The 23,011-nt window shown below is 70.6% G+C and carries 25 protein-coding genes; 15 read left to right on the top strand and 10 right to left on the bottom strand.

Annotated elements, in window-relative coordinates; all coding sequences use genetic code 11:
* Nucleotides 1-380 precede the first annotated feature (380 nt).
* The 5 genes from ACSGDB_RS10195 to ACSGDB_RS10175 all read left to right on the top strand — a co-directional run bounded on the left by ACSGDB_RS10195 (nucleotide 381) and on the right by ACSGDB_RS10175 (nucleotide 4,430).
* Nucleotides 381-1,208 (top strand): CPBP family intramembrane glutamic endopeptidase, encoded by an 828-nt coding sequence (locus ACSGDB_RS10195; RefSeq protein ID WP_434994552.1) that lies wholly within the window; start codon nucleotides 381-383, stop codon nucleotides 1,206-1,208.
* 188 nt (nucleotides 1,209-1,396) lie between these two features.
* Entirely contained in the window at nucleotides 1,397-2,035 is a 639-nt protein-coding gene (locus ACSGDB_RS10190) for an AmiS/UreI family transporter (protein WP_434994546.1), read from the top strand.
* A 47-nt stretch (nucleotides 2,036-2,082) separates the two neighbouring features.
* Nucleotides 2,083-2,373 (top strand): FmdB family zinc ribbon protein, encoded by a 291-nt coding sequence (locus ACSGDB_RS10185; protein ID WP_434994545.1) that lies wholly within the window; start codon nucleotides 2,083-2,085, stop codon nucleotides 2,371-2,373.
* Nucleotides 2,374-2,409: 36 nt separating this feature from the next.
* Nucleotides 2,410-3,666: a formamidase gene (gene fmdA / locus ACSGDB_RS10180; RefSeq protein WP_434994543.1), complete on the top strand. Its 1,257-nt coding sequence runs from the start codon at nucleotides 2,410-2,412 to the stop codon at nucleotides 3,664-3,666.
* A gap of 143 nt (nucleotides 3,667-3,809) precedes the next feature.
* The gene (locus tag ACSGDB_RS10175) at nucleotides 3,810-4,430 is read left to right on the top strand and encodes a DNA alkylation repair protein (RefSeq protein WP_434994542.1); all 621 of its coding nucleotides are present in this window, start codon (nucleotides 3,810-3,812) and stop codon (nucleotides 4,428-4,430) included.
* 36 nt (nucleotides 4,431-4,466) lie between these two features.
* Here the strand turns inward: ACSGDB_RS10175 and ACSGDB_RS10170 are convergent, their stop codons facing one another.
* The 3 genes from ACSGDB_RS10170 to ACSGDB_RS10160 all read right to left on the bottom strand — a co-directional run bounded on the left by ACSGDB_RS10170 (nucleotide 4,467) and on the right by ACSGDB_RS10160 (nucleotide 7,742).
* Entirely contained in the window at nucleotides 4,467-5,228 is a 762-nt protein-coding gene (locus tag ACSGDB_RS10170; RefSeq protein ID WP_434994541.1) for a glycosyltransferase, read from the bottom strand.
* A 42-nt stretch (nucleotides 5,229-5,270) separates the two neighbouring features.
* Nucleotides 5,271-6,179 carry a KPN_02809 family neutral zinc metallopeptidase gene (ypfJ, locus tag ACSGDB_RS10165; protein ID WP_434994539.1) on the bottom strand — a complete coding sequence of 303 codons (909 nt, stop codon included), beginning with the start codon at nucleotides 6,177-6,179 and terminating at the stop codon, nucleotides 5,271-5,273.
* 66 nt (nucleotides 6,180-6,245) lie between these two features.
* On the bottom strand, nucleotides 6,246-7,742 hold the full coding sequence (locus ACSGDB_RS10160; RefSeq protein WP_434994538.1) for an MDR family MFS transporter: 1,497 nt from the start codon (nucleotides 7,740-7,742) through the stop codon (nucleotides 6,246-6,248).
* 98 nt (nucleotides 7,743-7,840) lie between these two features.
* Between ACSGDB_RS10160 and ACSGDB_RS10155 the strand changes: the two genes are divergently transcribed.
* From ACSGDB_RS10155 to ACSGDB_RS10140, 4 genes are all read left to right on the top strand, one after another.
* Nucleotides 7,841-8,614, top strand: a complete 774-nt coding sequence (locus tag ACSGDB_RS10155) for a thioesterase family protein (protein ID WP_434994536.1) — start codon at nucleotides 7,841-7,843, stop codon at nucleotides 8,612-8,614.
* Nucleotides 8,615-8,703: 89 nt separating this feature from the next.
* On the top strand, nucleotides 8,704-8,988 hold the full coding sequence (locus ACSGDB_RS10150; protein ID WP_434994535.1) for a DUF427 domain-containing protein: 285 nt from the start codon (nucleotides 8,704-8,706) through the stop codon (nucleotides 8,986-8,988).
* 104 nt (nucleotides 8,989-9,092) lie between these two features.
* On the top strand, nucleotides 9,093-10,124 hold the full coding sequence (locus tag ACSGDB_RS10145; protein WP_434994534.1) for an aldo/keto reductase: 1,032 nt from the start codon (nucleotides 9,093-9,095) through the stop codon (nucleotides 10,122-10,124).
* A gap of 45 nt (nucleotides 10,125-10,169) precedes the next feature.
* Nucleotides 10,170-10,940 (top strand): lipoate--protein ligase family protein, encoded by a 771-nt coding sequence (locus tag ACSGDB_RS10140; RefSeq protein WP_434994533.1) that lies wholly within the window; start codon nucleotides 10,170-10,172, stop codon nucleotides 10,938-10,940.
* Between the two features lie 19 nt (nucleotides 10,941-10,959).
* Here ACSGDB_RS10140 and ACSGDB_RS10135 read toward each other — a convergent pair whose 3' ends face one another.
* The 3 genes from ACSGDB_RS10135 to ACSGDB_RS10125 all read right to left on the bottom strand — a co-directional run bounded on the left by ACSGDB_RS10135 (nucleotide 10,960) and on the right by ACSGDB_RS10125 (nucleotide 13,025).
* The gene (locus ACSGDB_RS10135; RefSeq protein ID WP_434994532.1) at nucleotides 10,960-11,589 is read right to left on the bottom strand and encodes an MBL fold metallo-hydrolase; all 630 of its coding nucleotides are present in this window, start codon (nucleotides 11,587-11,589) and stop codon (nucleotides 10,960-10,962) included.
* Nucleotides 11,589-12,674 (bottom strand): S-(hydroxymethyl)mycothiol dehydrogenase, encoded by a 1,086-nt coding sequence (locus ACSGDB_RS10130; RefSeq protein WP_434994531.1) that lies wholly within the window; start codon nucleotides 12,672-12,674, stop codon nucleotides 11,589-11,591. The genes ACSGDB_RS10135 and ACSGDB_RS10130 overlap by 1 nt, the downstream gene beginning before the upstream one ends.
* A 93-nt stretch (nucleotides 12,675-12,767) precedes the next feature.
* Entirely contained in the window at nucleotides 12,768-13,025 is a 258-nt protein-coding gene (locus ACSGDB_RS10125) for a mycoredoxin (protein WP_434994530.1), read from the bottom strand.
* Between the two features lie 165 nt (nucleotides 13,026-13,190).
* Here ACSGDB_RS10125 and ACSGDB_RS10120 point away from each other — a divergent pair, with 165 nt between their 5' ends.
* The 4 genes from ACSGDB_RS10120 to pgsA all read left to right on the top strand — a co-directional run bounded on the left by ACSGDB_RS10120 (nucleotide 13,191) and on the right by pgsA (nucleotide 16,903).
* Nucleotides 13,191-13,493 (top strand): chorismate mutase, encoded by a 303-nt coding sequence (locus ACSGDB_RS10120; RefSeq protein WP_434994529.1) that lies wholly within the window; start codon nucleotides 13,191-13,193, stop codon nucleotides 13,491-13,493.
* Nucleotides 13,494-13,662: 169 nt separating this feature from the next.
* On the top strand, nucleotides 13,663-15,657 hold the full coding sequence (thrS, locus tag ACSGDB_RS10115) for a threonine--tRNA ligase (RefSeq protein WP_434994550.1): 1,995 nt from the start codon (nucleotides 13,663-13,665) through the stop codon (nucleotides 15,655-15,657).
* Complete coding sequence (locus ACSGDB_RS10110; RefSeq protein ID WP_434994528.1) at nucleotides 15,657-16,283, top strand: HIT family protein; 627 nt, start codon at nucleotides 15,657-15,659, stop codon at nucleotides 16,281-16,283. Before thrS ends, ACSGDB_RS10110 begins: the two co-directional genes overlap by 1 nt.
* Nucleotides 16,283-16,903, top strand: coding sequence for a phosphatidylinositol phosphate synthase (pgsA, locus tag ACSGDB_RS10105; RefSeq protein WP_434994548.1), 621 nt, complete (start codon nucleotides 16,283-16,285; stop codon nucleotides 16,901-16,903). Before ACSGDB_RS10110 ends, pgsA begins: the two co-directional genes overlap by 1 nt.
* Here the strand turns inward: pgsA and ACSGDB_RS10100 are convergent.
* The gene (locus ACSGDB_RS10100) at nucleotides 16,857-17,594 is read right to left on the bottom strand and encodes a DUF4386 family protein (RefSeq protein ID WP_434994526.1); all 738 of its coding nucleotides are present in this window, start codon (nucleotides 17,592-17,594) and stop codon (nucleotides 16,857-16,859) included. The two genes, pgsA and ACSGDB_RS10100, sit on opposite strands and share 47 nt — an antisense overlap.
* A 72-nt stretch (nucleotides 17,595-17,666) precedes the next feature.
* Complete coding sequence (locus ACSGDB_RS10095; protein ID WP_434994525.1) at nucleotides 17,667-18,491, bottom strand: sigma-70 family RNA polymerase sigma factor; 825 nt, start codon at nucleotides 18,489-18,491, stop codon at nucleotides 17,667-17,669.
* 266 nt (nucleotides 18,492-18,757) lie between these two features.
* Here ACSGDB_RS10095 and ACSGDB_RS10090 point away from each other — a divergent pair, with 266 nt between their 5' ends.
* Both ACSGDB_RS10090 and pdxS read left to right on the top strand, forming a co-directional pair.
* On the top strand, nucleotides 18,758-18,985 hold the full coding sequence (locus tag ACSGDB_RS10090; protein WP_434994523.1) for a hypothetical protein: 228 nt from the start codon (nucleotides 18,758-18,760) through the stop codon (nucleotides 18,983-18,985).
* A 35-nt stretch (nucleotides 18,986-19,020) separates the two neighbouring features.
* Nucleotides 19,021-19,935 (top strand): pyridoxal 5'-phosphate synthase lyase subunit PdxS, encoded by a 915-nt coding sequence (gene pdxS, locus ACSGDB_RS10085; protein ID WP_434994522.1) that lies wholly within the window; start codon nucleotides 19,021-19,023, stop codon nucleotides 19,933-19,935.
* Between the two features lie 255 nt (nucleotides 19,936-20,190).
* On the opposite strand, the gene ACSGDB_RS10080 is transcribed toward pdxS, so the two are convergent.
* Both ACSGDB_RS10080 and ACSGDB_RS10075 read right to left on the bottom strand, forming a co-directional pair.
* Nucleotides 20,191-20,907 carry a GNAT family N-acetyltransferase gene (locus ACSGDB_RS10080; RefSeq protein ID WP_434994520.1) on the bottom strand — a complete coding sequence of 239 codons (717 nt, stop codon included), beginning with the start codon at nucleotides 20,905-20,907 and terminating at the stop codon, nucleotides 20,191-20,193.
* 25 nt (nucleotides 20,908-20,932) lie between these two features.
* Nucleotides 20,933-22,942, bottom strand: coding sequence for a M3 family metallopeptidase (locus tag ACSGDB_RS10075; RefSeq protein ID WP_434994518.1), 2,010 nt, complete (start codon nucleotides 22,940-22,942; stop codon nucleotides 20,933-20,935).
* Nucleotides 22,943-23,011 lie beyond the last annotated feature (69 nt).

Genomic DNA, 23,011 nt, shown 5'->3' with positions numbered 1-23,011 from the left:
GGCTGGGGGGCGGCAGCAGGCGGGTCCGGCATCATGGGTCTCCTTCTCCTGGAGCGACGCGGTGAGCCCGGCGAGCACATCGCGACGACCATAGCGCAGCCCGTCCGGCGGCGTGCAGGTGCTGCCTCCCATTGTCGGCGCGCGGGAAGGCCGGGATCTCACCTCCCGCGGATGAGCCAGCGGAACCGGCGGCGGGAGGAAGGGCGCGCGGGCCGGGCGCGTCCCGGGTCTGGACCGGCCGCCGGACCCGGGAAAGAATGAGGATCGTACCCGCACAGGCGCCGGCGGGCCGTCGGCGGGAGACACCCCGCGGGCACGCCGTCGAAGGAGCACGCATCGTGGAGCAGACAGCAGCGCCGGACCAGCCTCCTCCCGGCGCCATGCTCACGGCCACCCGGTCCTGGAAGCAGGGCACCTGGCGTACCCCCTCCCGGGCCCTCGCCCCGGCAGCCCTGGTGTCCCTCGCCGGCTTCGTGCTGCTCGTCCTCCACCAGCCCCTGGCCGGGTACGGACTCCTCGGTGCGGCGCTCGCCGTCGCCGCCGTGGTCGATCGCGCGCTGTTCCGGGACCTGCTGCTCATCGCCTTCGGCCTCACCGTCATGACCCTCGTGCCCATCACCACGGACATCAGCGTGGAGCACATGGCGGTCATGGGGTCGGCGATGATCCTCGCCGTCGGCGTGCCCTACACCGTCTCGCGCTTCGTGTACCGGGACCACGCGATCACCTTCCCGGTCCGGACCGGCGAACCCTGGACCCGCACCGAGAAGTGGTACCTGCCCGTCGTCGTCGTGCTGGGCTACGCCGTGCTGCCCTTCTACATGATCAGCACCGGGGTCTACACGAACTGGCCGGCGGCGTCGGAACCGGCGGAGATCGCCCGCCTGTTCGTCGGCACCAACGGGCTCGGGATCTGGGACGAGCTGTTCTTCATCTGCACCGTCTTCGCGCTCCTGCGCCGGCACCTGCCCATGGTGCAGGCCAACCTGCTGCAGGCGGTCCTGTTCACCTCGTTCCTGTGGGAGCTGGGCTTCAGGGCGTGGGCGCCGCTGTTCATCGTCCCGTTCGCGCTCCTCCAGGCCTTCATCTTCACCCGCACGCGCTCGCTGTCGTACATCATCTGCGTGCACCTCCTGTTCGACTTCGTGCTGTTCCTCGTCCTCCTCCACGCGCACAACCGGGCGTGGTTCGATGTCTTCGTCTACTGAGGGCGGTCTTCCGATGCATTTCGCGGCATTGACAGGTATTTCGGGTAGGACTAGTATCGCCGTCACAACCGTATATCGCGCATATTAAGCCATCGCGAATGTCACGCTATTCCCTGCCCGGCACAATTACCGGGTGCGGGTGGCTTCCTCCCCTCGGTATTCCATGCATCGTTTCGCAACGGAGCGCCATGAGCAGTGTCGGTTTGCTGTACGTCGGGGCGGTTCTCTTCATCAATGGATTGATGCTTATCGGGGTTGTTCCCGGTAAGTCCGCCGCCATTCTCAATTTCTTCGTCGGGGTGATGCAGGTCGTCTTCCCGACCATCATCCTCATCCAGTCGAACAACGACCTGCCGACCATCTTCGGTGCGGCAGGCCTGTACCTGTTCGGCTTCACCTACCTCTATGTGGGAATCCTCCAGATCACCGGTATCGACGGTGAGGGCCTCGGCTGGTTCTCGTTGTTCGTGGCGGTCTGTGCCGTGGTGATCGGCGCCCTCCAGTTCACCCTCGTGGGGGACCCTGTTTTCGGCGTCATCTGGTGGACGTGGGCCGTCCTGTGGTTGTTGTTCTTCCTGCTGCTGGGCCTGGGGAAGGAATCACTGGCCTACCCCACGGGCTGGTTCACGATCTTCGTCGCGCACCTCACCGGCACCATGCCGGCCTTCTTCCTGTTGGTGGGCCGCTATGAGACGACCACGGGGATCGCACTGGTGGTGGCGGTCGGAGCGGCTGCCTCCCTGGCAGCAGCCTTCCTCCTCGGGCGCCGGGGCATCCCGCGTCGGAACCCGTCCACGCACGAGGGCGCGGTGGTCTCGCCCGCCTGATCCTCCGCCCCTGCACGAATCCGTCCCTGGAAAGAGAGGCCCGCTCCATGCCGATCTACGAGTACTCCTGCCCCGGATGCGACGTGTACGAGGTCATCCGCGGCATGGGGGCGGCACCCGCAGAGGACGCCTGCCCGACCTGCGGGCAGCCTGCCCGGCGCAGGATCAGTGCGCCCCACCTCGCCAGGACGGGGACGGCAGCCTTCCAGCTGATCGACTCGACCGAGCGCAGCGCGTCGGAGCCCCGCGTGGTCTCCGGGGGTCTTCCGTCCCCCGGCCGGGGCGCCACCCCGACCTACACGACGAATCCGCTTCACCAGAAATTGCCGCGCCCCTAGTCCGGGTGCACGGCGACAATCATCAAAGGAGATGAAATGCCTGACGTCATATTCCCACTCGATTCGACCAAGAAGTTCGAGGACCAGGAGAAAGTCGGCCACAACCGGTGGCACCCCGAAATTCCTCCGGTGGCCACCGTGAAGCCCGGGGAATCCTTCAGGGTCCATTGTCGGGAATGGTTCGACGGCGCCATCGTCAACGACGATTCCGCCGACGACATCCTGAATGCCCCGCTCCTCACCGTGCACAAACTCAGCGGCCCCTTCGCGGTCGAGGGAGCGAAGCCGGGGGACCTCCTCGTCGTCGACATCCTGGACGTCGGCCCGATCCCCCAGGAGGATTCCGGTCCGCTCGCCGGCCAGGGGTGGGGGTACACCGGTATCTTCTCCCGGAATAACGGCGGCGGTTTCCTGACCGAGCAGTTCCCCGACGCCTACAAGGCCATCTGGGACTTCAATGGGCAGGTGGCCACCTCGCGCCACGTGCCGGAGGTGTCCTACGTGGGGCTCATCCACCCGGGACTCATGGGCACGGCGCCCTCGGCGAGCCTGCTGGCGAAGTGGAACAAGCGCGAGGGAGACCTGATCGCCACGGACCCGCACCGCGTTCCTCCGCTCGCGCTGCCGCCCGAGGCGGAGCACGCCGTGCTCGGGAGCCTGCCGGCGTCGGAGTTCGACCGCGTGGCGGGGGAGGCGGCCCGCACAGCACCGCCCCGCGAGAACGGAGGCAACCAGGACATCAAGAACCTGTCCAAGGGCTCGCGGATCTTCTACCCCGTGTTCGTGGACGGCGCGAACCTGTCCCTGGGCGATCTCCACTTCTCGCAGGGCGACGGCGAGATCACCTTCTGCGGTGCGATCGAGATGGGTGGTTTCATCGACCTCCGGGTCGACATCATCAGGGGCGGCATGGACACGTACGGCGTGAGCGAGAACGCGATCTTCATGCCCGGCATTGTCGACCCCCGGTACAGCGAATGGATCGCCTTCTCCGGCACCTCCGTGACGCTCGACGGCAAGCAGCACTACCTCGATTCGCACCTGTCCTACCAGCGGGCATGCCTGCACGCGATCGATTACCTGACGAAGTTCGGCTACAGCCCGGAGCAGGCCTACCTGCTGCTGGGATCGGCGCCGATCGAAGGGCGGCTGTCCGGGGTGGTGGACATCCCGAACTCCTGCTCGACCGTGTACCTCCCCACCGCGATGTTCTCCTTCGACGTCCGTCCCTCCGCGGCCGGTCCGCACAGGATCGACCCGGGGATGGGTGCGCCTCGGTCGGCGAACGCCTAGGGGCGTCGACCGGGCGCGGACGGCAGCCCGGACGGGAGTCCTTTGACACGCGTTGCCCCACGTGATTCGTTGGTGGGGCAACGCGCGGGACACCGCGGAGACCACCCGGCCGCGGAGGACGTCATGAGCAGGATGCCCACCCCGTGAGCGCGCCGGGCGACGCCGCCGACTTCATCGCCGACGCCCTCCAGTACGAGAGCTCCTGGGAGCGTGCCGAGGACTACGAGCGGCGTCTCGGCGCAGGGCTGGAGTACTACGGGGCGTCCGTCGGCGCGGTCCGCGGGACGGTCCGCAACGCCGAACGCCGCTTCCCGGACCTCGGGCACGACGACGTCACCGCCCTCGCCGCGGAGCTCTGGTCGCGTCCCGTGTTCGAGTGCCGTCTCGCGGCCGTGGTCCTGCTGCAGTCGGCGGTCCGGCTGCTGCGCGCCTCCGACCTCACGCGCATCGAGGGCTTCCTCCGCTCCGCGCGGCTGCCCGACCTCGCGGATCCGCTCGTGGTCGACGTCGTCGGGCCGATGCTCCTGCGGCTCGGCGGCCAGGACGCCGCCCGGGCGGCGACCGTTTTGGACCGGTGGGCAGCGGGGCAGGACGCCGCGCTGCGTCGCGCCGCGGTCCTCGCCCACCTGCCGGCCTTCCGGGCAGGCCGGGGCGACGACGCGCGGTTCCGCAGGACGGTCCGGCTCGTCTCGGGTGCCGGGCAGGACCGTGTACCGGCGGTGGAGGACGCGATCGGGCTCGTGCGGGGCAGCGGCGCGGGCTGAGCGCCCGGCAGGCGGCGGTCCCGGCTGGTAGTACAGCTAGCGGATGTCGATGGTCCGGACGATCCTGCCACGGAGCGCCGGCATGAGGTGGTGGATGCCCATCAGGGCGAGGCCGTACCGGCGGACGCGCCGCATCGACGTCGCGACCCGCACCCGGGGATCGATGCGCACGGCGCCGAGTCCCAGGCGGCGCGAGATCCTGACGGAGAAGTCGATGTCCTCGTCGCGCTCGTCGATCGAGGTCCGCCCGATCCCGCCGCTGGCCAGGTAGGCCGAGGAGCGCACCGCCATGTTGTGGCCGGCGACGAAGCGCAGATAGGCGGGATCCAGGTGCTTCACCGCCAGCAGGATCCGCAGCATCACCAGCGCGCCAGGCATGAGCAGGTGGTCGCCCCACCGGAAGTGCCGGTCCCGCAGCGGGACGCTCGCGCCGCCCACCAGCTGCACCTGCGGACGGTGCACGAACAGGGCGCGGATCCGGCTGGTCCAGTCCGCCTCGGGTTCGCTGTCGCCGTCGGTACGGGCGACGAGCGTGAAGCCGTCCGCGATCGCCGCGCGGAACCCCGTGTCGCACGCCGCGCCCGTGCCCTTCTGCCGCTCCACCAGGATCCTCACGTCGAAGGCCGGTCGCGCGGCGATGAAGTGTTCGACACGCTCCACCGTGTCATCGGTGGAACCGTTGTCCACGACGTAGACGCGCAGGTCCACGGCATCCCGCTGCCTGTGGAGGGCGTCGAGCGTGCGGGCTATGCCGGGTTCGTTGAACACCGGGACGACGACGGCGAGGCGGTCGGTCACGGACAGGTCCTTCGGGGGAGCGGGGGTGGGGTCGGGCATGGGTTAGGGGCGGTCGAGGTCGGACGCCGCGAAGGTGTCGCAGGACGCCAGGTCCCCGGTTTCGAAGCCCTCCGAGAACCAGGCCTGGCGCTGGGCGCTGGACCCGTGGGTCCAGCCCTCCGGGTTGACCTGCCCGGTCGCGGCCTCCTGGATGCGGTCGTCGCCCACCGATGCCGCCGCGGAGAGGGCGTCCTGCAGGTCCGTGTCCGAGAACGGGCGCAGGAACGGTTCACCCGACTCCGGGTCGGGGACGGAGACGGCGTGGGCGGCCCACATCCCGGCGAGACAGTCCGCCTGCAGCTCGACGCGGACCCCGCCCGACTCCGGTCCCTGCGGGTCCTGCTGTGCGGCGCCGAGGGTCCCGATGAGGTTCTGGATGTGGTGGCCGAACTCGTGGGCCACCACGTACTCCTGGGCGAGGGGCCCACGGGAGGCCCCGAAGCGGGTGACGAGGTCGTCGAAGAAGGCCGTGTCGTAGTAGGTCTGCTCGTCCGCCGGGCAGTAGAACGGGCCCACGGCGCTCGTCGCCGTGCCGCAGCCCGTGTTCTGCCGGCCGGAGAAGAGGACGACGCCCGGCTGGGTGTACGTCACGCCGACCTGCTCGAGGTACGGCAGCCAGAAGCCGTCGAGGCTCTCCGCCGTCGCCAGGATCCGGCAGTCGAGCTGCTCGTTGGCGTCCGCGCCGGTGAGGCACTCCGTGATCGCCCCGCCCGGGACGCCGGCGTCCTGCTCCTGCGTGGTGCCGGATCCGTCGTCGAGCCCGAGCTCGTCCACCACGCCGGGACCGAAGATCAGCGACAGGATGAGGAGCAGGCCGCCGCCCACGCCGCCGCCGACCACCGCGCCGCGACCTCGTCCCCGCCGGTCGCTGACCCGCGAGGGGTCGAGTTGCACGTTGTCGTTGAAGCTCATGATCCAACCATAAGCTGACTTAGCGTCGACCGTGGTCCCGGCCCGCCGGGAGTGCGGGGCGGGCGTCTAGTGCAGGGGTGCCGGGGCGTCGTCGGCGGTGTCGGGCCTGCGCACGAAGAACGAGGCGACGACGGCGAGCAGGAAGATCACCGCCCCGTACAGGAAGGCCGCCCGGATGCCGCCGGCGAGCGCGACGTCGGCCGCAGCACCGCTTTCCGCCAGGGCGGTGCTCCGGATGGTCATGACGGAGATGAACAGTGCTGTGCCGGCCGCGCCGGCCAGCTGCTGGACGGTGCCGAAGACCGCGCTGCCGTGGGAGTACAGGCGCGGCCGCACCGAGCCCAGGGCGGAGGTCAGGAGGGGCGTGAACATGAGCGCGAGCCCGATGCTGAGCAGGACGTGCGCGACGAGGACGAGGGGCACGGGCGTGGTCTCGCTCACCTGCGTCATGGCCCAGAAGACGGCGCTCACCAGGAACGCGCCCGGGACCAGGAGGACGCGGGGGCCGCGGCGGTCGTAGATGCGGCCGACCACCGGTCCGAGCAGTCCCATCGCCAGCCCGCCGGGGAGCAGCAGCAGCCCGGACTGGAAGGGGCTCAGGCCGAGGACGGACTGCGCGTAGATGGGGACCAGGATGATGGTGCCGAACAGGGCCATCATGCTGACCGCGATGGCGACGATCGAGATGGAGAAGTTCCTGGAGGTGAACACCCGCAGGTCGAGGAGGGCGGCGTCGCGCCGCTGCAGGACCAGCTGGCGGGTGACGAACACCGCGAGGCCGGCGACGCCGACGGCGAGGGGGAGCCAGGCGGGGACCGCGCTGCCCGTGGACGCCTCGCCGAGCTGGCTCAGGCCGTAGATGATCCCGCCGAACGCGACGGCGGAGAGCACGACCGAGGGGACGTCGATGGAGGATTTCCGCGGCGTGGTCACGTTCTGCATCTTCGCCGCACCGATGCCCAGTGCTCCGAGCGCGATCGGCAGGACCAGCCAGAACAGCCAGCGCCAGTCCAGCGTGCTGAGGATAGCGCCTGAGATGGTGGGGCCGAGCGCCGGGGCGACGGAGATGACGATCGAGATGTTGCCCATCACCCTGCCCCGAGAGGTCGGCGGCACGAGCGTCATGACCGTGGTCATCAGCAGCGGCATCATGATCGCGGTGCCGCTGGCCTGCACCACCCGGCCGGCCACGAGGACCTCGAAGCCCGGAGCCATCGCCGCGATGAACGTGCCGAGGCTGAACAGTCCCATCGCGCTCATGAAGACGGGCCGGGTGTCGAAGCGCTGCAGGAGGAAGCCGGTGATGGGGATGACCACCGCCATGGTGAGCATGAACGCCGTCGTCAGCCACTGGCCCGCACCCACGGTGATCCCGAGGTCGGTGACCAGGCGGGGGATCGCGACGCCCATGATGGTCTCGTTGAGGATCACCACGAACGCCGAGATGAGCAGGAGCGTGATGACCAGCCGGTCCCGGGCGGGGAGGGCAGCGGGGGCGGGCGTGTCGTGCTGGGGTGCGGTCCGGTCGGCGGTGTCCTCGAGGCGGGACGGGCTCTGGGTCATGACAATCCTTGATGGTTGATGCGGTCAATCAACGGAACCGCCGCCGACGGGACTCTATTCCGGCAGGTGGCGCCACCGGTGTCGCCTAGCATGGGCGGGTGAATTCTTTCTACCGTGATCTCGGCAGCGGCAAATTCGAGTCGACCATCCACGCCCAGGGCGCCTGGAACCCGCAGGAGCAGCACATGGCGCCGATCTCCGGCCTGCTCACGCAGTGCCTGCTCGAATGCGAGCCCCGCGACGGCATGCAGCTCAGCCGGGTGAGCTTCGACATCCTCGGGATGATCCCCGGTGGTGAATTCTACGTGACCACGGCCGTCGTGCGTCCGGGCCGCACCATCGAACTGGTCGAGGCCCGCATGGAGGCGGCCGGACGGACGGCGATCGTCGCCAGGGCCTGGCGACTCGCCACGCAGGACACCGCCGACGTCGCCGCCGCGGAGGACCCGAGCATGCCGGGCCCCGACGAGGCCGGACCCCACGAGGGCATGACGGCGTGGCCGGGCGGTTTCATCAGGTCGCTGGAGGTCCGGGTGGTGCCCGGGCACCGGCCCGGCCGGGGGCAGGTCTGGATGCGGAACCCCCACGCCATGGTGGAGGGACGTCAGGCCCCCGACGTCGTGCGGCTGGTCGGGATGATGGACGCCGCCAACGGGATCGCCTCCCGTGTGGAGCCCGGAGGCGACAGCTGGATGTTCCCCAACGTGGACCTGCAGATCCACCTGCACCGCATGCCGCGCGGGGAGTGGCTGGGCCTGGACACCCGCGTGACCTTCGGCGAGCACGGCGTGGGCCTGACCTCCAGCGTGGTGCACGACCTCGACGGGCCCTTCGGCCGGCTGGAGCAGATCCTCACGGTCCGGCGGCTCTGACGCCCGACGGAATGCCCCGGCCCGCCCGCGGGTTGCACGGGGTACGCAGTCCGCGCCGCGGGGCCGGACGCCGTCGAGGAGGAGGAAGCATGCCGAAGGCACTCTGGAAGGACACCGTCATCGCCCGGTCGGACACGACGGTGATGGTCGAGGGGAACCACTACTTCCCGCCGGAATCCATTGCGCAGGAATACTTCCGGCCCTCCGACACGCAGACCGTCTGCCACTGGAAGGGCACGGCCAGCTACTACACGCTGACCGTCGACGGCCAGCAGAACCCGGACGCGGCCTGGACCTACCCGGAGCCGAAGGAGGCGGCGGAGAACATCCGCGGTCACTACGCTTTCTGGAAGGGCGTCACGATCAGCGACTGACACCACCCGGAAGGGCGCCGTCGTCCCGACGGCGCCCTTCCGCGTGTCGCCCATGACACCCCACCGACGACGGCGCCGCCCGGCGCCCTGACGAAGGAGCACCCATGCAGTATCGGACACTCGGCAACAGCGGCACCTCGGTGTCGCACCTCGCCCTCGGCACGATGACCTTCGGGGCGGAAGCGGACGAGGCGGGCTCCCACGCCATCCTGTCGGACTACGCCGCCGCGGGCGGCAACCTGATCGACACCGCGGACGTCTACACCGCCGGCGCGTCGGAGGAGATCATCGGGCGGTGGCTCGCGAAGAACCCGGCGGAGCGGGACCGCATGGTGCTCGCGTCCAAGGGCCGGTTCCCGATGGGCGAGGACGTCAACGACCTCGGTCTCTCCCGGCGCCACCTCCGCAAGGCCCTGGACGCGTCGCTGACCCGCCTCGGCGTCGACCACATCGACCTCTACCAGGTCCACTCGTGGGACCCGCTGACCCCGCTCGAGGAGACCCTCGGCTTCCTGAACGAGGCCGTGGTCCAGGGCAAGATCGGCTACTACGGCTTCTCGAACTACACCGGGTGGCAGCTGACGAAGGCCGTGATGATCGCCCGGCAGCGCGGCTACAGCCTCCCGGTCACCCTGCAGCCCCAGTACTCGCTGCTCGTGCGCGAGATCGAGGCGGAGATCGTGCCGGCCGTGCTCGACGCCGGCATGGGCATGCTCCCGTGGTCGCCGCTGGGCGGCGGCTGGCTGACGGGCAAGTACACGCGCGACACCGAGCCCACGGGGGCCACCCGCCTCGGCGAGAACCCGCAGCGCGGCATGGAGGCGTGGGAGCAGCGCAACGCCCAGGAGCGCACCTGGCGGATCATCGACACCGTGACCGGCATCGCCTCCGACCGCGGCGTCAACGCCTCGCACGTGGCGCTCGCCTGGGTGGCGGCGAAGCCCGGCGTGACGTCCGTGATCCTCGGTGCCCGGACGCAGGAGCAGCTGGCCGACAACCTCGCCTCCGCCGACCTGGAGCTGACCCCGGAGGAACTCGGACGCTTGGACGAGGTCAGCGCCCCGACGTTCTCCGACTACCCGTACGGCGTCCCCGGCATCGAGCAGCGCAGCCGCGCGATCGACGGCGGCCGCTAGGAGCCTGCGGCGCAGCCCGGGGCGCCGACTGCCTACGATGGACGGATGAGCACTCCGTGGCAGGGCGCACCCGGGCTGGTACTGGTCCGTGATCCGGCGTCCGACGACGCCGCCGCCGACCTCGACCGCGGGATCGGCCTCCTGCGGGAGGTCGCCGCCGGGGACCGGCCGCCGACCCTGCGGCTCTACCGTCCGGCCCCCACGGTCGCCTTCGGCCAGCGGGACGCCCGGCTGCCCGGGTTCGGCGAGGCCGCGGCCGCCGTGGCCCGGCGCGGTTTCACGCCGCTCGTGCGGCGGGCCGGCGGCCGCGCCGCCGCCTACCATCGGGGCTGCCTCGTGGTCGACCACATCGAGCCGGCGCACGACGCCGTGGCCCTCACCCGGGCGCGCTTCGCGGCGTTCGGGGACTTCTTCGCAGGGGTGCTCGCCGACGTCGGGGCCGACGCCCACGTGGGCGAGGTGCCGGGGGAGTACTGCCCGGGCGAGTTCAGCGTGCACGGGAGGTTCGGCGGCGTCCCGGCGATCAAGCTCGTCGGGACCGCCCAGCGGGTGGTCGCGGGCGCCTGGCTGTTCTCGTCGGTGATCGTCGTCGAGGACGCCGCGCCCCTGCGGGAGGTCCTGGCCGACGCCTACGCGGGCCTGGGGCTGACGTGGCGCCCCTCCACCGCGGGCGCCGTCGAGGACCTCGCGCCGGGGGTGACCGTCGACGACGTCGAGGCCGCGCTGCTCGCCGCGTACGGCGGCGTCGTCCCGCTCACCGGCGACACGGGGGAGACCGGCGCGCTCGGCGCGCTCTGGGCGTCCGGCCCGTCCTGAGACCGGACGCCGCCGGGCGTCAGGATCCGCGCCGGATCCACTCCTGCAGGTGCGGGGCCTCGGCCCCGATCGTGGTGCTGTCCCCGTGCCCGGTCCGGGCGACGGTCTCCGGCGGCAGCGTGAGCAGCCTCGTCCGGATGGACTCGATGATCGTCGGGAAGTCGCTGTAGGAGCGCCCCGTCGCCCCGGGGCCGCCCTGGAACAGCGTGTCCCCGGTGAAGACGGTGCCCGCATCCTCAAGGTAGTAGCACACGGAGCCGGGGGAGTGGCCCGGCGTGTGCAGCGCGCGCAGGGTCACCCCGGCGACGTCGATCGTGTCGCCGTCGCCGACCGGCCGGTCGGGAGCCCTGTCGGGGAACACCATGTCCCACAGGGGGCGGTCGCCGTCGTGCAGGAGGACCGGCGCGTGCACGGCGTCGACCAGGTCGCCGACCGCGCGGATGTGGTCGTCGTGCGCGTGGGTGAGGAGGATCGCCCTGACCGTCCGTCCCCCGACCTGCTCCACGATCGCCGCGGCGTCGTGCGGGGCGTCGATGACCACGCACTCGTCGTCGTCGCCCACGATCCAGACGTTGTTGTCGACGTCCCAGGTGCCGCCGTCGAGCGAGAAGGTGCCCGAGGTGACGAGGTGCTCCACCCGCGCGGCCATCAGAGCTCCACCACCGAGCGGAGGACCGTGCCGCCGTGCATCTTGTCGAAGGCCTCCTCCACCTGGTCGAGCCGGATGCGCTCGGTGACGAAGGCGTCCAGGTCGAGGGTGCCCTGCAGGTAGTGGTCGACGAGCATCGGGAAGTCCCGGCTCGGCAGGCAGTCCCCGTACCAGGAGGACTTCAGGGAGCCGCCACGCCCGAAGACGTCGAGCAGCGGCAGTTCGACGGTCATCTCCGGGTTGGGGACCCCGACGAGCACCACGGTCCCGGCGAGGTCGCGAGCGTAGAACGCCTGCTTGTACGTCTCGGGGCGTCCGACGGCGTCGATCACGACGTCGGCGCCGTTGCCTCCGGTCAGCGCCCGGATGGCCTCCACGGGGTCCTTCTCCTTCGAGTTCAGGACGTGCGTGGCGCCGAGGCCCTTCGCGAGCTCGAGCTTCCGGTCGTCGATGTCGACGGCGATGATCCGCGTGGCCCCGGCGAGCTTCGCCCCGGCGACGGCCGCGATCCCCACGCCGCCACAGCCGATGACGGCGACGGAGTCGCCGCGGGACACGTTGCCCGTGTTGATCGCCGCGCCGATCCCGGCCATGACGCCGCACCCCAGCAGGCCCACGGCGGCGGCGTCGGCCGCCGGGTCCACCTTGGTGCACTGGCCGGCCGCGACGAGGGTCTTCTCCGCGAACGCGCCGATGCCGAGGGCCGCGGTCAGTTCGGTGCCGTCCTCGAGGGTCATCTTCTGGGTGGCGTTGTGCGTGGCGAAGCAGTACTGCGGCTCACCCCGGCGGCACGCCCGGCACTCGCCGCACACGGCGCGCCAGTTCAGGATCACGCGGTCGCCGGGAGCGACCGTCGTGACGTCCTCGCCGACCGCACTCACCACGCCGGTGGCCTCGTGGCCGAGGAGGAACGGGAACTCGTCGTTGATGGCGCCCTGCTTGTAGTGCAGGTCCGTGTGGCAGACGCCGCAGGTGAGGATGTCGACGAGGGCCTCGCCGGGCCCGGGATCCGGGACCAGGATGGTCTCGATGGTGGCGGGGGCGTCCTTCACCCGCACCACGACGCCCTGAACTTTGTGCACCATGTGTTGCTGTCCTTCCGCTGGGGGCGGCGGCCGGGTGACCGACCGCCGCTCCCAGCATATGGGGACGGCGCGGTGCCGCGGGGGGCGGCGGTCCTACGCGGCGATCCTCGCCTGGACCTCGGCGAGCGACGGGTTGGTGGCGGTGCTGCCGTCGGGGAAGATGACGGTCGGCACCGTCTGGTTGCCGCCGTTCAGGGAGGCCACGAGCTCCGCGGTGCCGTCCACCTCCTCGATGTTGATCTCGGTGAAGCCGATGCCCTGGGCGGAGAGCTGGGACTTCAGGCGACGGCAGTACCCGCACCACGTGGTGGAGAACATGGTGATGGATCCTGCTTCTGGCGTGTAGTCCACGGTGCTCCTCGTCTGTGCGCGCGGCGTCCCCGCGCGCGGATGCTGGAAGGGTGCGGGCCCGGATGGCCCCGCACGGTGGTCAACGCGGAGACGCCGCGGCTCATTCCTGCGCGGCCGTCCCGTGGAACCCGTTGCGCGCGGCGCATGCGCGGGTAGGCTTCCGGCATGGCTGAACCCGAGGATGACCAGAGCGTGAAGCAGTTGGCCGCCGTCCGCGTGGCCATCAACGAGGTGGACGAGCAGATCGTGTCCCTCATCTCCCGCCGCGAGCGGCTCGTCCGGAGGGCCGGCGCCCTCAAACGGGACGACGCGTCCGTCCGCGCCCCGGCCCGGGTGGAGCAGGTCATCGCCAACGTCCGCGGCTACGCGTCGGCGCAGGGCGTGGACCCGACCGTCGTCGAGCAGACGTACCGCGCCATGATCGATGCGTTCATCGAGTACGAGCTGCGGGTGCGGCGGGAGCGGTAGCGTCCGGATGGCACTCCGCCGTCGTCCCCGGGCGGGCCTGTTGGTCGGCCCTGCACGCACCCGATACGATCAGCAGGACGGTCCCCGGGCTCACCGGGTGCCGTCCCGCCCTGTCGGGCGCCCCTGTTCCGATTCCCCAAGGAGACCCTCCGTGTCAGCGCCGCAGTCCATGAAACTCATCGTCGACGGCGAAGACACGCAGGCGACGACGGGCACCACCGGCACGGAGCTGTTCTCCGAGCGGCGCGACGTCGTCGTCATGCGGGTCGACGGCGCCCTGATGGACCTCGACCGGGAACTGCCCGACGGCGCCGCCGTCGAGGGGGTCACGCTCGAGGACCCCGACGGGCTGGAGGTCCTCCGCCACTCCGCCGCGCACGTCATGGCGCAGGCCGTGCAGCAGCTGCGCCCCGGGGCGCAGCTGGGGATCGGCCCGTACATCACGGACGGCTTCTACTTCGACTTCGACGTCGAGGAGCCCTTCACGCCCGACGAGCTCAAGCAGCTCGAGAAGATGATGCTGAAGATCGTCAACGCCAACCAGCGCTTCGTCCGGCGCGTGGTGTCCGAGGACGAGGCCCGCGAGGCCATGAAGGACGAGCCGTACAAGCTCGAGCTGATCGGCCTGAAGGGCGGTGCCACGGACGAGGACGGCGCCTCCGTGGAGGTCGGCGCCGGTGAGCTGACCGTGTACGACAACGTGGACCGCAAGTCCGGCGACGTCGTGTGGAAGGACCTGTGCCGCGGCCCCCACCTGCCCAACACCAAGCTCATCTCCAACGCGTACGCGCTCACGCGGTCGGCGGCCGCCTACTGGCGCGGCAGCGAGAAGAACAAGCAGCTGCAGCGCATCTACGGCACGGCGTGGCCGACCAAGGACGCCCTCAAGGCCTACCAGGAGCGGCTGGCCGAGGCCGAGCGGCGCGATCACCGTCGCCTCGGCACGGAGCTCGACCTGTTCTCCTTCCCGGACGAACTCGGCTCCGGCCTGCCCGTGTTCCACCCCAAGGGCGGGGTCATCCGCAAGGCCATGGAGGACTACTCCCGCCAGCGCCACACCGACGCCGGGTACGAGTTCGTCTACACACCCCACATCACGAAGGGGCACCTCTACGAGGTCTCCGGGCACCTCGACTGGTACCGGGACGGCATGTTCCCGGCCATGCACGTCGACGAGGAGCTGAACGAGGACGGCACCGTCCGCAAGCCCGGGCAGGACTACTACCTCAAGCCCATGAACTGCCCCATGCACAACCTCGTCTTCAGGTCCCGCGGGCGGTCCTACCGTGAACTGCCGCTGCGCCTGTTCGAATTCGGGTCGGTCTACCGCTACGAGAAGTCCGGCGTGGTGCACGGCCTCACGCGCGTCCGGGGCATGACCCAGGACGACGCCCACATCTACTGCACCCGCGAGCAGATGAAGGACGAGCTCACCGGGACGCTGAACTTCGTGCTCGGCCTGCTGAAGGACTACGGGCTCGACGACTTCTACCTGGAACTCTCCACGCGCAACCCGGAGAAGTCGGTGGGCTCGGAGGACATCTGGGACGAGGCCACCCGCACCCTCGCCGAGGTCGCCGAGGCCTCGGGCCTGGAGCTCGTGCCCGATCCGGGGGGAGCCGCGTTCTACGGCCCGAAGATCTCCGTCCAGGCGCGCGACGCGATCGGCCGCACCTGGCAGATGTCCACCATCCAGCTGGACTTCAACCTGCCCGAGCGCTTCGAGCTCGAATACCAGGCGGCGGACGGCTCCCGCCAGCGCCCGGTCATGATCCACCGGGCCCTGTTCGGCTCGATCGAGCGCTTCATGGGCGTCCTCACCGAGCACTACGCCGGGGCGTTCCCCGCCTGGCTGGCACCGGTGCAGGTGCTCGCCGTCCCCGTGGCCGAGGCGTTCAACGACTACCTGTTCGACGTCGTCGACAAGCTCAAGGCCGAGGGGATCCGCGCACAGGTGGACGCCGGGTCCGACCGCTTCCCGAAGAAGATCCGGACGGCGAGCAAGGAGAAGGTTCCGTTCGTCCTCATCGCCGGAGGCGAGGACCAGGAGGCGAACGCGGTCTCCTTCCGGTTCCGCGACGGCAGCCAGGACAACCAGGTGCCGGTCGACGAGGCCGTCCGCCGCATCGTGGAGGCGGTTCGCAGCAGGGAGGCGACCCTCTGATGGCCGACGCCGACAGTCCGGAGACCTCCTTCCTCGCCGGGCCGCCGGCGTCCTACCCGGGGGACCGGGAGGTCACCGACGGGTTCGAACTCGCCGGCGTGCCCGACGCCTTCCAGCGGCTGTGGACCCCGCACCGCCTCGCCTACATCAAGGGGGGGCAGGAGCAGGTGACCACGGAGGACTCCTGCCCGTTCTGCCGCGCACCGCACCTCGGCGACGAGGACGCCCTGATCGTCCACCGGGGCACCCACGCCTTCGTGCTGCTCAACCTGTTCCCCTACAACGCCGGCCACCTCCTGGTCTGCCCGTACCGACACGTGCCCGACTACACGGACATCGACGACGCCGAGACCGCGGAGATCGCGGCCCTCACGCAGACGGCGATGCGCGTGCTGCGCCGGGTCTCCAACCCCTCCGGGTTCAACCTGGGCATGAACCAGGGCGTCACGGGCGGCGCCGGCATCGCAGCCCACCTGCACCAGCACGTGGTGCCGCGCTGGGGTGGGGACGGCAACTTCCTGCCGATCATCGCCCAGACCAAGGCCATCACGCAGACGCTCGGTGACGTGCGCGAGCAGGTCGCCACGGCGTGGTCCGCCGCCGACCGGGCCGGATCGGCCTCCTGATGCTCAACAAGTACGCGAGGGGCTTCTTCACACGGCTCTTCACGCCCCTGGCGCGGCTGCTCCTGAAATGGGGCGTCACGCCCGACGCCGTGACCATCACCGGGACCATCGGCGTCGCCGGCGGCGCGCTGGTGCTCTACCCGCTCGGCCAGCTGTTCTGGGGCACGGTGTTCATCACGCTGTTCGTGTTCTCCGACCTCGTGGACGGCATCATGGCCAGGATCAAGGGTCGCAGCGGCCTCTGGGGCAACTTCCTGGACTCCACGCTCGACCGCATCGCCGACGGCGCGCTCTTCGCCGGCGTCGCCATCTGGTTCTTCACGGGCGGGCAGAACACGCCCGTCGCGATCGCGGCCCTGGCCTGCCTCGTCCTCGGCATGATCGTGTCCTACGCACGCGCGAAGGCGGAGTCGCTCGGGTTCACCGCGAACGTGGGACTGGCGGAGCGCGCGGAGCGCCTCGTGTCCGTCCTCGTGGTCACCGGCCTCACGGGGCTCGGGCTGCCCGAAGGGTTCCTGCTCGCGGTGCTCGTCGTCCTCGCCGCCGCGAGCCTGATCACCATCTACCAGCGCATCAGCGCCGTCCGGCGGCAGTCCCGCGAACCGCGGCCGGCTGCCTGACCTCTCCCGGCAACCGCAGGAGCGCGACGCCGACGGCGGCGAACCACGCCCACAGGAGCGGGCCGTACACGGCATAGAGGCCCGGCACGGCGAAACGGAGGACCTCGCTGACGAGGCCGAGCGTCCCGGCGACGATCCCAAGCCATCCGATCCAGCGGGGAAGCACGCCCCGGGTCATGGGCAGCGAGATCAGGAGGAGCCCCAGCGGTGTGAGCGCCCCGGCGAGCGCGACCGTGTTGTTCTCCGCCACGAACGCCTCGGCCGCGGCGACCAGCGACGCCCGCACGGCCGCATCCGTCTCCACCGCGAACCTGTCGCTCAGGTACACGAGGGACAGCGTTCCCTCGCTCGTGACCGGGACGGCGAGCAGGGCGGTCCAGGACCCGGCGCCGACCGTGAAACCCAGGACCGTGAGGCTGGGACCGCTGGGCATCAGGGCGATCAGGAGGGCGACGAAGACGATCAGCCCGAACAGGGACGGAACGAGCCAGAGGAGCTGCTGGGCGATGTAGGACGCCCTGTGGTCGGCGATGAAGCGCAGCGTCGCCTCACCGCCGGACACCGGCGGCGGGTCCAGGGCGTAGAGGACGAGGGCGACGATCCCGAAGAGGACGAAGAGGATCCCCGCGACCCCGGCCACACGGTACAGCAGACCCCAGGCAGGGGCTTCGGGCCAGGACTCCGGTGACATGGCCCGACGCTAGGTGCCGTGACGCGGGGGGCCAAGGGCCTTAGGCCCCGTTCGGGCGGCGTCCCTCGTGTCTCAGGACGCGGAGGCGAGGACCGGACGGGCGCCGGCGAACGCGGCCGCGTGGTCGCGCAGGGGCGTCAGTGCGGTGCCCAGCGCGGACAGGTACTCGGCGCGGCGCTTCGGAGCCACCCTCGACGTCGGTGCGGGTGACGCGCCGGGGACGTCGGAGTAGTGGGTGGCGAGGCCGTCGTGCAGCAGCCGGAGCGCCTCGGACTTCTGCTGGGACACGGCCGAGTGCGTGGTGCCGAGTTCGGCCGCGACGTCGGTCACCGAACGGCCCTCGAAGAAGACCTGCTCGATGATGTGGCGCATCCGCTCGGGAAGATGGACCACGGCGGCCCGCAGGTGGCGGATCTGCTCGTCGGCGAGGAGGGACGCCTCGGGCAGCTGGTCCAGTGCCGGGACGAGGTCGAGCACGGTGTCGTCGAGAACGTGCACGGAGCGGGCGGCGTCGTCCAGCGCCGCATGGACCTCCTGGCGGCTGACGCCCAGCGTCATGGCGAGCTCGTCCGTCGTCGGCTTCCGCCCGAGTGTGGCCGCCAGGGAGTCCTGCGCCCCCAGGGTGTCGCCGATCCGCCGTCGGACGGAGCGTGGCGCCCAGTCGTTGGACCGCATCTCGTCCGCGAAGGCGCCGGTGATGCGACGCCGGGCGTACGCGCCGAACGGCACACCGAGCGTGGGGTCGAAGGAGTCCGCCGAGGTGATGAGCGCGATCGCGCCGACGGACGCCAGGTCCTCCCGGGAGAGGTGCGTGGCGCGGGCGCACAAGGAAGAGACGAGATACCCGACCAGTGGCAGGTTGTCGACGATGAGTGTTTCACGGTCCTGTGAATGCATGAGCAAGCTCCCCAGCTGCTTAGTCGCATTGCTGCCCGGAAGGGCCCGGTGAGGGCTGCCGAGCGGCGGTGTCGGAATGAAGCTATCAGCGGCATTTCGGGCGGGAAGGGCCCTTGGGCCAATCCTGCTCAAAGGCTGAGTATTGGCGCCTTACACCCGGCAATCCTTCGCTTCGCCGCCTCGATTCCTGCGCGGCGGAGGCGATGATTCGTGGTCGCCGGATCCGTCTGAAGGGGGACCACCCACGCTGAGAGGAAGGACATGCGATGCCGCACATCCCGGCGATCCTGCCACCCGACCTGCACATCGTCTCCCAGGCGGAGCTGCTCCTGCTGGAACGGGGAGCCGCCACGCGCGGAGGCCCGGCGGCGGACGGCCCGGCGGGGACGCCCTCGCGGTGGCCGGAGGAACCCCTCGACCGGCTGCTCGACGAACTCGAACGTCGCGAGGTGGGCCCGGGCGACCGAGCGGCCGTCGCGGGACGCGTATCATGAAGTGTCAGCTTTTATCTACGTTTTAGGGGCAAGTTGTGTCCACCGTTGAAGGAAATTCGGCAACCACAGCACAGACCGGTGGAAACCGGGTGAAGCGCGGGATGGCCGAGATGCTCAAGGGCGGCGTCATCATGGATGTCGTCACCGCCGAGCAGGCGCGCATCGCCGAGGATGCCGGTGCCGTCGCGGTCATGGCGCTCGAGCGGGTACCCGCGGACATCCGGGCCCAGGGCGGCGTCTCCCGCATGAGCGACCCCGACATGATCGACAGCATCATCGCTGCCGTCTCCATCCCGGTCATGGCCAAGGCGCGTATCGGCCACTTCGTGGAGGCACAGGTCCTGCAGTCCCTCGGCGTCGACTACATCGACGAGTCCGAGGTCCTGACGCCCGCCGACTTCACCAACCACATCGACAAGTGGAAGTTCACGGTCCCCTTCGTCTGCGGTGCCACCAACCTCGGCGAGGCCCTGCGGCGCATCAACGAGGGTGCCGCGATGATCCGGTCGAAGGGCGAGGCCGGCACCGGCGACGTCTCGAACGCGACGATGCACATGCGCAAGATCCGTTCGGAGATCAACCGCCTGTCCTCGATGGCCGAGGACGAGCTGTACGTGGCAGCCAAGGAACTGCAGGCCCCGTACGAGCTCGTGAAGGAGGTCGCCGCGGCGGGCCGCCTGCCGGTCGTGCTCTTCACCGCCGGCGGTATCGCGACCCCCGCCGACGCGGCCATGATGATGCAGCTCGGCGCGGACGGCGTCTTCGTGGGCTCCGGCATCTTCAAGTCGGGCAACCCGGCGGAGCGCGCGAACGCCATCGTCCAGGCGACGACGTTCCACGACGACCCCGACATGATCGCCAAGGTCTCCCGGGGCCTCGGCGAGGCCATGGTCGGGATCAACGTCGACGAGATCCCGCAGCCGCACCGCCTGGCCGAGCGCGGCTGGTAGTCCACCCGAACGTCCCCGAGGGGCCGCCGCCGCGAGGCTGCGGCCCTTCGGCGTTCCCGGGCGGCGCCGTCCTGCCTCGTGGCGGGACCCGCGGCGAGGTCGAATCCTGCGCCGGACCGACGGCCGGTGAGGACCTTTTCGAGGAGATCGCCTGGACCGGCTTCGCGACGCACGAACTCCGCCGGCGGCACGGGGTGCCGGCGACCGGCGCGGCGCTATGGGCCGTCGTGGTGGCGGTCCTGGCAGCCGAACGGGTCAGAGTCCCAGGGCGTACGTCTTCCCGCGACCGAGGAGCGTGAACCCCCGGCGGGAGAGGAACGCGAAACCCTGCGGCGTGGCGTTCACCGCAAGATCGACCGCCCCCGCCGCTCCGGCGGCGCGCGCGGTGGCGCTGAGCAGCGCCGTCGCGAGCCCCCGCCGCTGGTAGGCGGGCAGGACCTCCAGCTGGTGGATACCGCCGAGCCCCTTCAGCCCTGCGACGCCGGCCGGGTAGAACGAGTACGCGGCGCCCGAGATGTTGCCGTGCTCGCGATCGCGCGTCACGGCGTGCCAGGCCTGGCGAGGCTGCGACCGGACCACCCGCAGCTCCTGCTGCAGCGGCCCCGAGTAGTCGGGGACGTCGGTGGTGAGGACGGCGGCGCCGTCGTCGGCCCGGACGACGGCGGAGACGGGCGCCGCCATCCACCAGGGCTGCCAGCTCGGACCGAACCCCAGGTCGCCGAGCTCGGTGCCGTCCACCGCGCCGTTGAGCCAGACCCGTACGGAGGTCGCACCGAGCCTCGTGCCCTCGGCGAGGGCCGGCCGGACGGCGTACGCGCGGACCGTCTCGGGGAACATCATCATGAGTTCCCGCCGCGCCGGCAGCCACACCCAGGTGGCGCCGTGCGTGGAGAACGTCCTGCCGCCCGTCGCCGACGCGAGGGCCGCGCACCAGGCGGACTGCAGCCGCTGGCACGCGGCGATGCTCACCACGGCCGACCGCCGGCCGGGGGCTGCCTCACGCGAGGCCGCGGCGGACCAGCAGGGGCTGCAGGTCCGCGTCGCGCCCCCGGAACCTGCGGAACGCCTCCAGGGGATCGATGCTGTTGCCGCGCGAGAGCAGTTCGCGCCGGAAGTGGTCGCCGTTCTCCCGGGTGAGACCTCCGGAGGACTTGAACCACTCCACGGTGTCGGCGTCGAGCATCTCGCTCCAGATGTACGCGTAGTAGGACGCGGCGTAGCCGCCGGCGAAGATGTGCTTGAAGTAGGAGGTGCGGTACCGGGGCGGGACCGGCGCGAAGTCGATGCCCGCATTGGTGAGGGCTGCGGCCTCGAAGGCCAGCGGATCCTCGATCACCGTGCCGGCCGGCAGGGAGTGCCAGGCGAGGTCGAGCAGGGTGGCGCCCAGGTAGGCGGTCGTCTCGAATCCCTCACCCCAGGCGCCCGCGGCGTGGATGCGGTCGATGACGTCCTGGGGGAGCGCCTCGCCTGTCTCGTGGTGCCGCGCGTAGTGCGCCACGATCTCCGGCCACAGGATCCACATCTCGTTGACCTGCGACGGGTACTCGACGAAGTCGCGCGGCACGGACGTGCCCGCGAAGAGCGGGTACGTGACGTCGGAGAACAGGCCGTGCAGGGCGTGGCCGAATTCGTGGAACAGGGTGACCACCTGGTCGTAGGAGAGCAGTGTGGGCTCCCCGGCGCCCGGCGTCGAGATGTTGAGGTTGTTGATGACGATCGCGCGCGTGCCCTCGAGGTGGGACTGGTCCACGAAGGAGTTCATCCACGCCCCTCCGCTCTTCGTGTCGCGCGTGTAGAAGTCGCCGAGGAACAGTCCGAGCCCGGACCCGTCCTCGTTGAAGACCTCCCACACACGCACGTCCGGGTGGTAGCCCGTGAGATCGGGGCGCTCCGTGAACGTCAGCCCGTACAGTCGGTTCGCGGCGTGGAACACGCCGTCGACGAGTACGCGCTCGAGCTCGAAGTAGGGGCGCAGGGCCTCGAGGTCGACGTCGAACCTGGCCTTCCGCACCTTCGCGGCATAGAAGGCCCAGTCCCACGGCTCGATGGGGTGGCCGGCCTCGGCCTCGAGTTCGGCGGCCTCGGCGCGGGCGTTGCGGACCGCCGGAGCCGCGAGGACGCGCATGCGGTCGAGGATCGCCTCCAGCGACGGCGCCGTCTGGTTGTCGGTCGCCGCGGCCGCGTGGGTGTAGAAGCCGAGGAGGGCGGCGCGCTCCGCGCGGAGGGCGGCCATGCGCACGGCGACGGCGAGGGTGTCGGCGTCGTTGCCGCGTGCCCCGCGGGTCACGGAGGCCTCGTGCAGGCGACGGCGGACGTCGCGGTCGGTGAGCGACTCCAGCGCCGGCTGCGCCGTGGGCAGGATGAGGGTCAGGAGGTACTTGCCCTCGTGGCCGGCCTCCGCCGCCGCGGTCGCCGCGGCGGAGACGGCGTCGGCGGAGAGCCCGTCGAGTTGCGCGGGGGAGTCCAGGAGCAGCGCGGAATCGTTCGTGTCCTTCAGCAGCTTCTGCGAGAACTCGGTGCTCAGCGCCGACAGTTCCGCGTTGAGTCCGCGCAGCGTGGCCTGTGCGTCGTCGTCGAGCTCCGCCCCCGCGCGCACGAAGCTGCGCAGGTACTCCTCGACGAGCCGCACCGACTCGGCGTCGAGCCCGTCGAGGGGCACCTCCCGGATGCGCTCGAAGAGGGCACGGTTGAGCTTGATGTTGTCCTCGTGCTCCGCGAGGCGGGGAGCGATCCGCTGCTCAAGCTCCTGGATGGCCTCCGTCGCGTGGCTGACGGAATTGCTGAAGAAGACCCGCGACACGCGGTCCAGCGTGCCGCCGGCGCGTTCGAGGGCGACGAGCGTGTTCTCGAAGGAGGCCGGTTCCCCGGAACCCGTGATGCGGTCGATCTCGGCGATGTGCTCCGCGAAGCCGGCATCGAAGGCGGGCAGGTAGTGCTCGTCCCGGATGGCCGCGAACGGGGGCAGCTGGTAGTCGAGGGTGCTGGGCTCAAGGAAAGGGTTGCTCATGGGAACTAACTTTTGCACGTTGTTGCACCTGCGCGCACCACCCTTGACCCCGCCGCGCCCGCCTCTCTA

This window comes from Arthrobacter sp. Ld5 (assembly GCF_051172775.1).
Taxonomy (GTDB): domain Bacteria; phylum Actinomycetota; class Actinomycetes; order Actinomycetales; family Micrococcaceae; genus Arthrobacter_D.
Note: the sequence above shows the minus strand (reverse complement) of the source record. Positions and strands in the feature narration are given on the sequence as shown.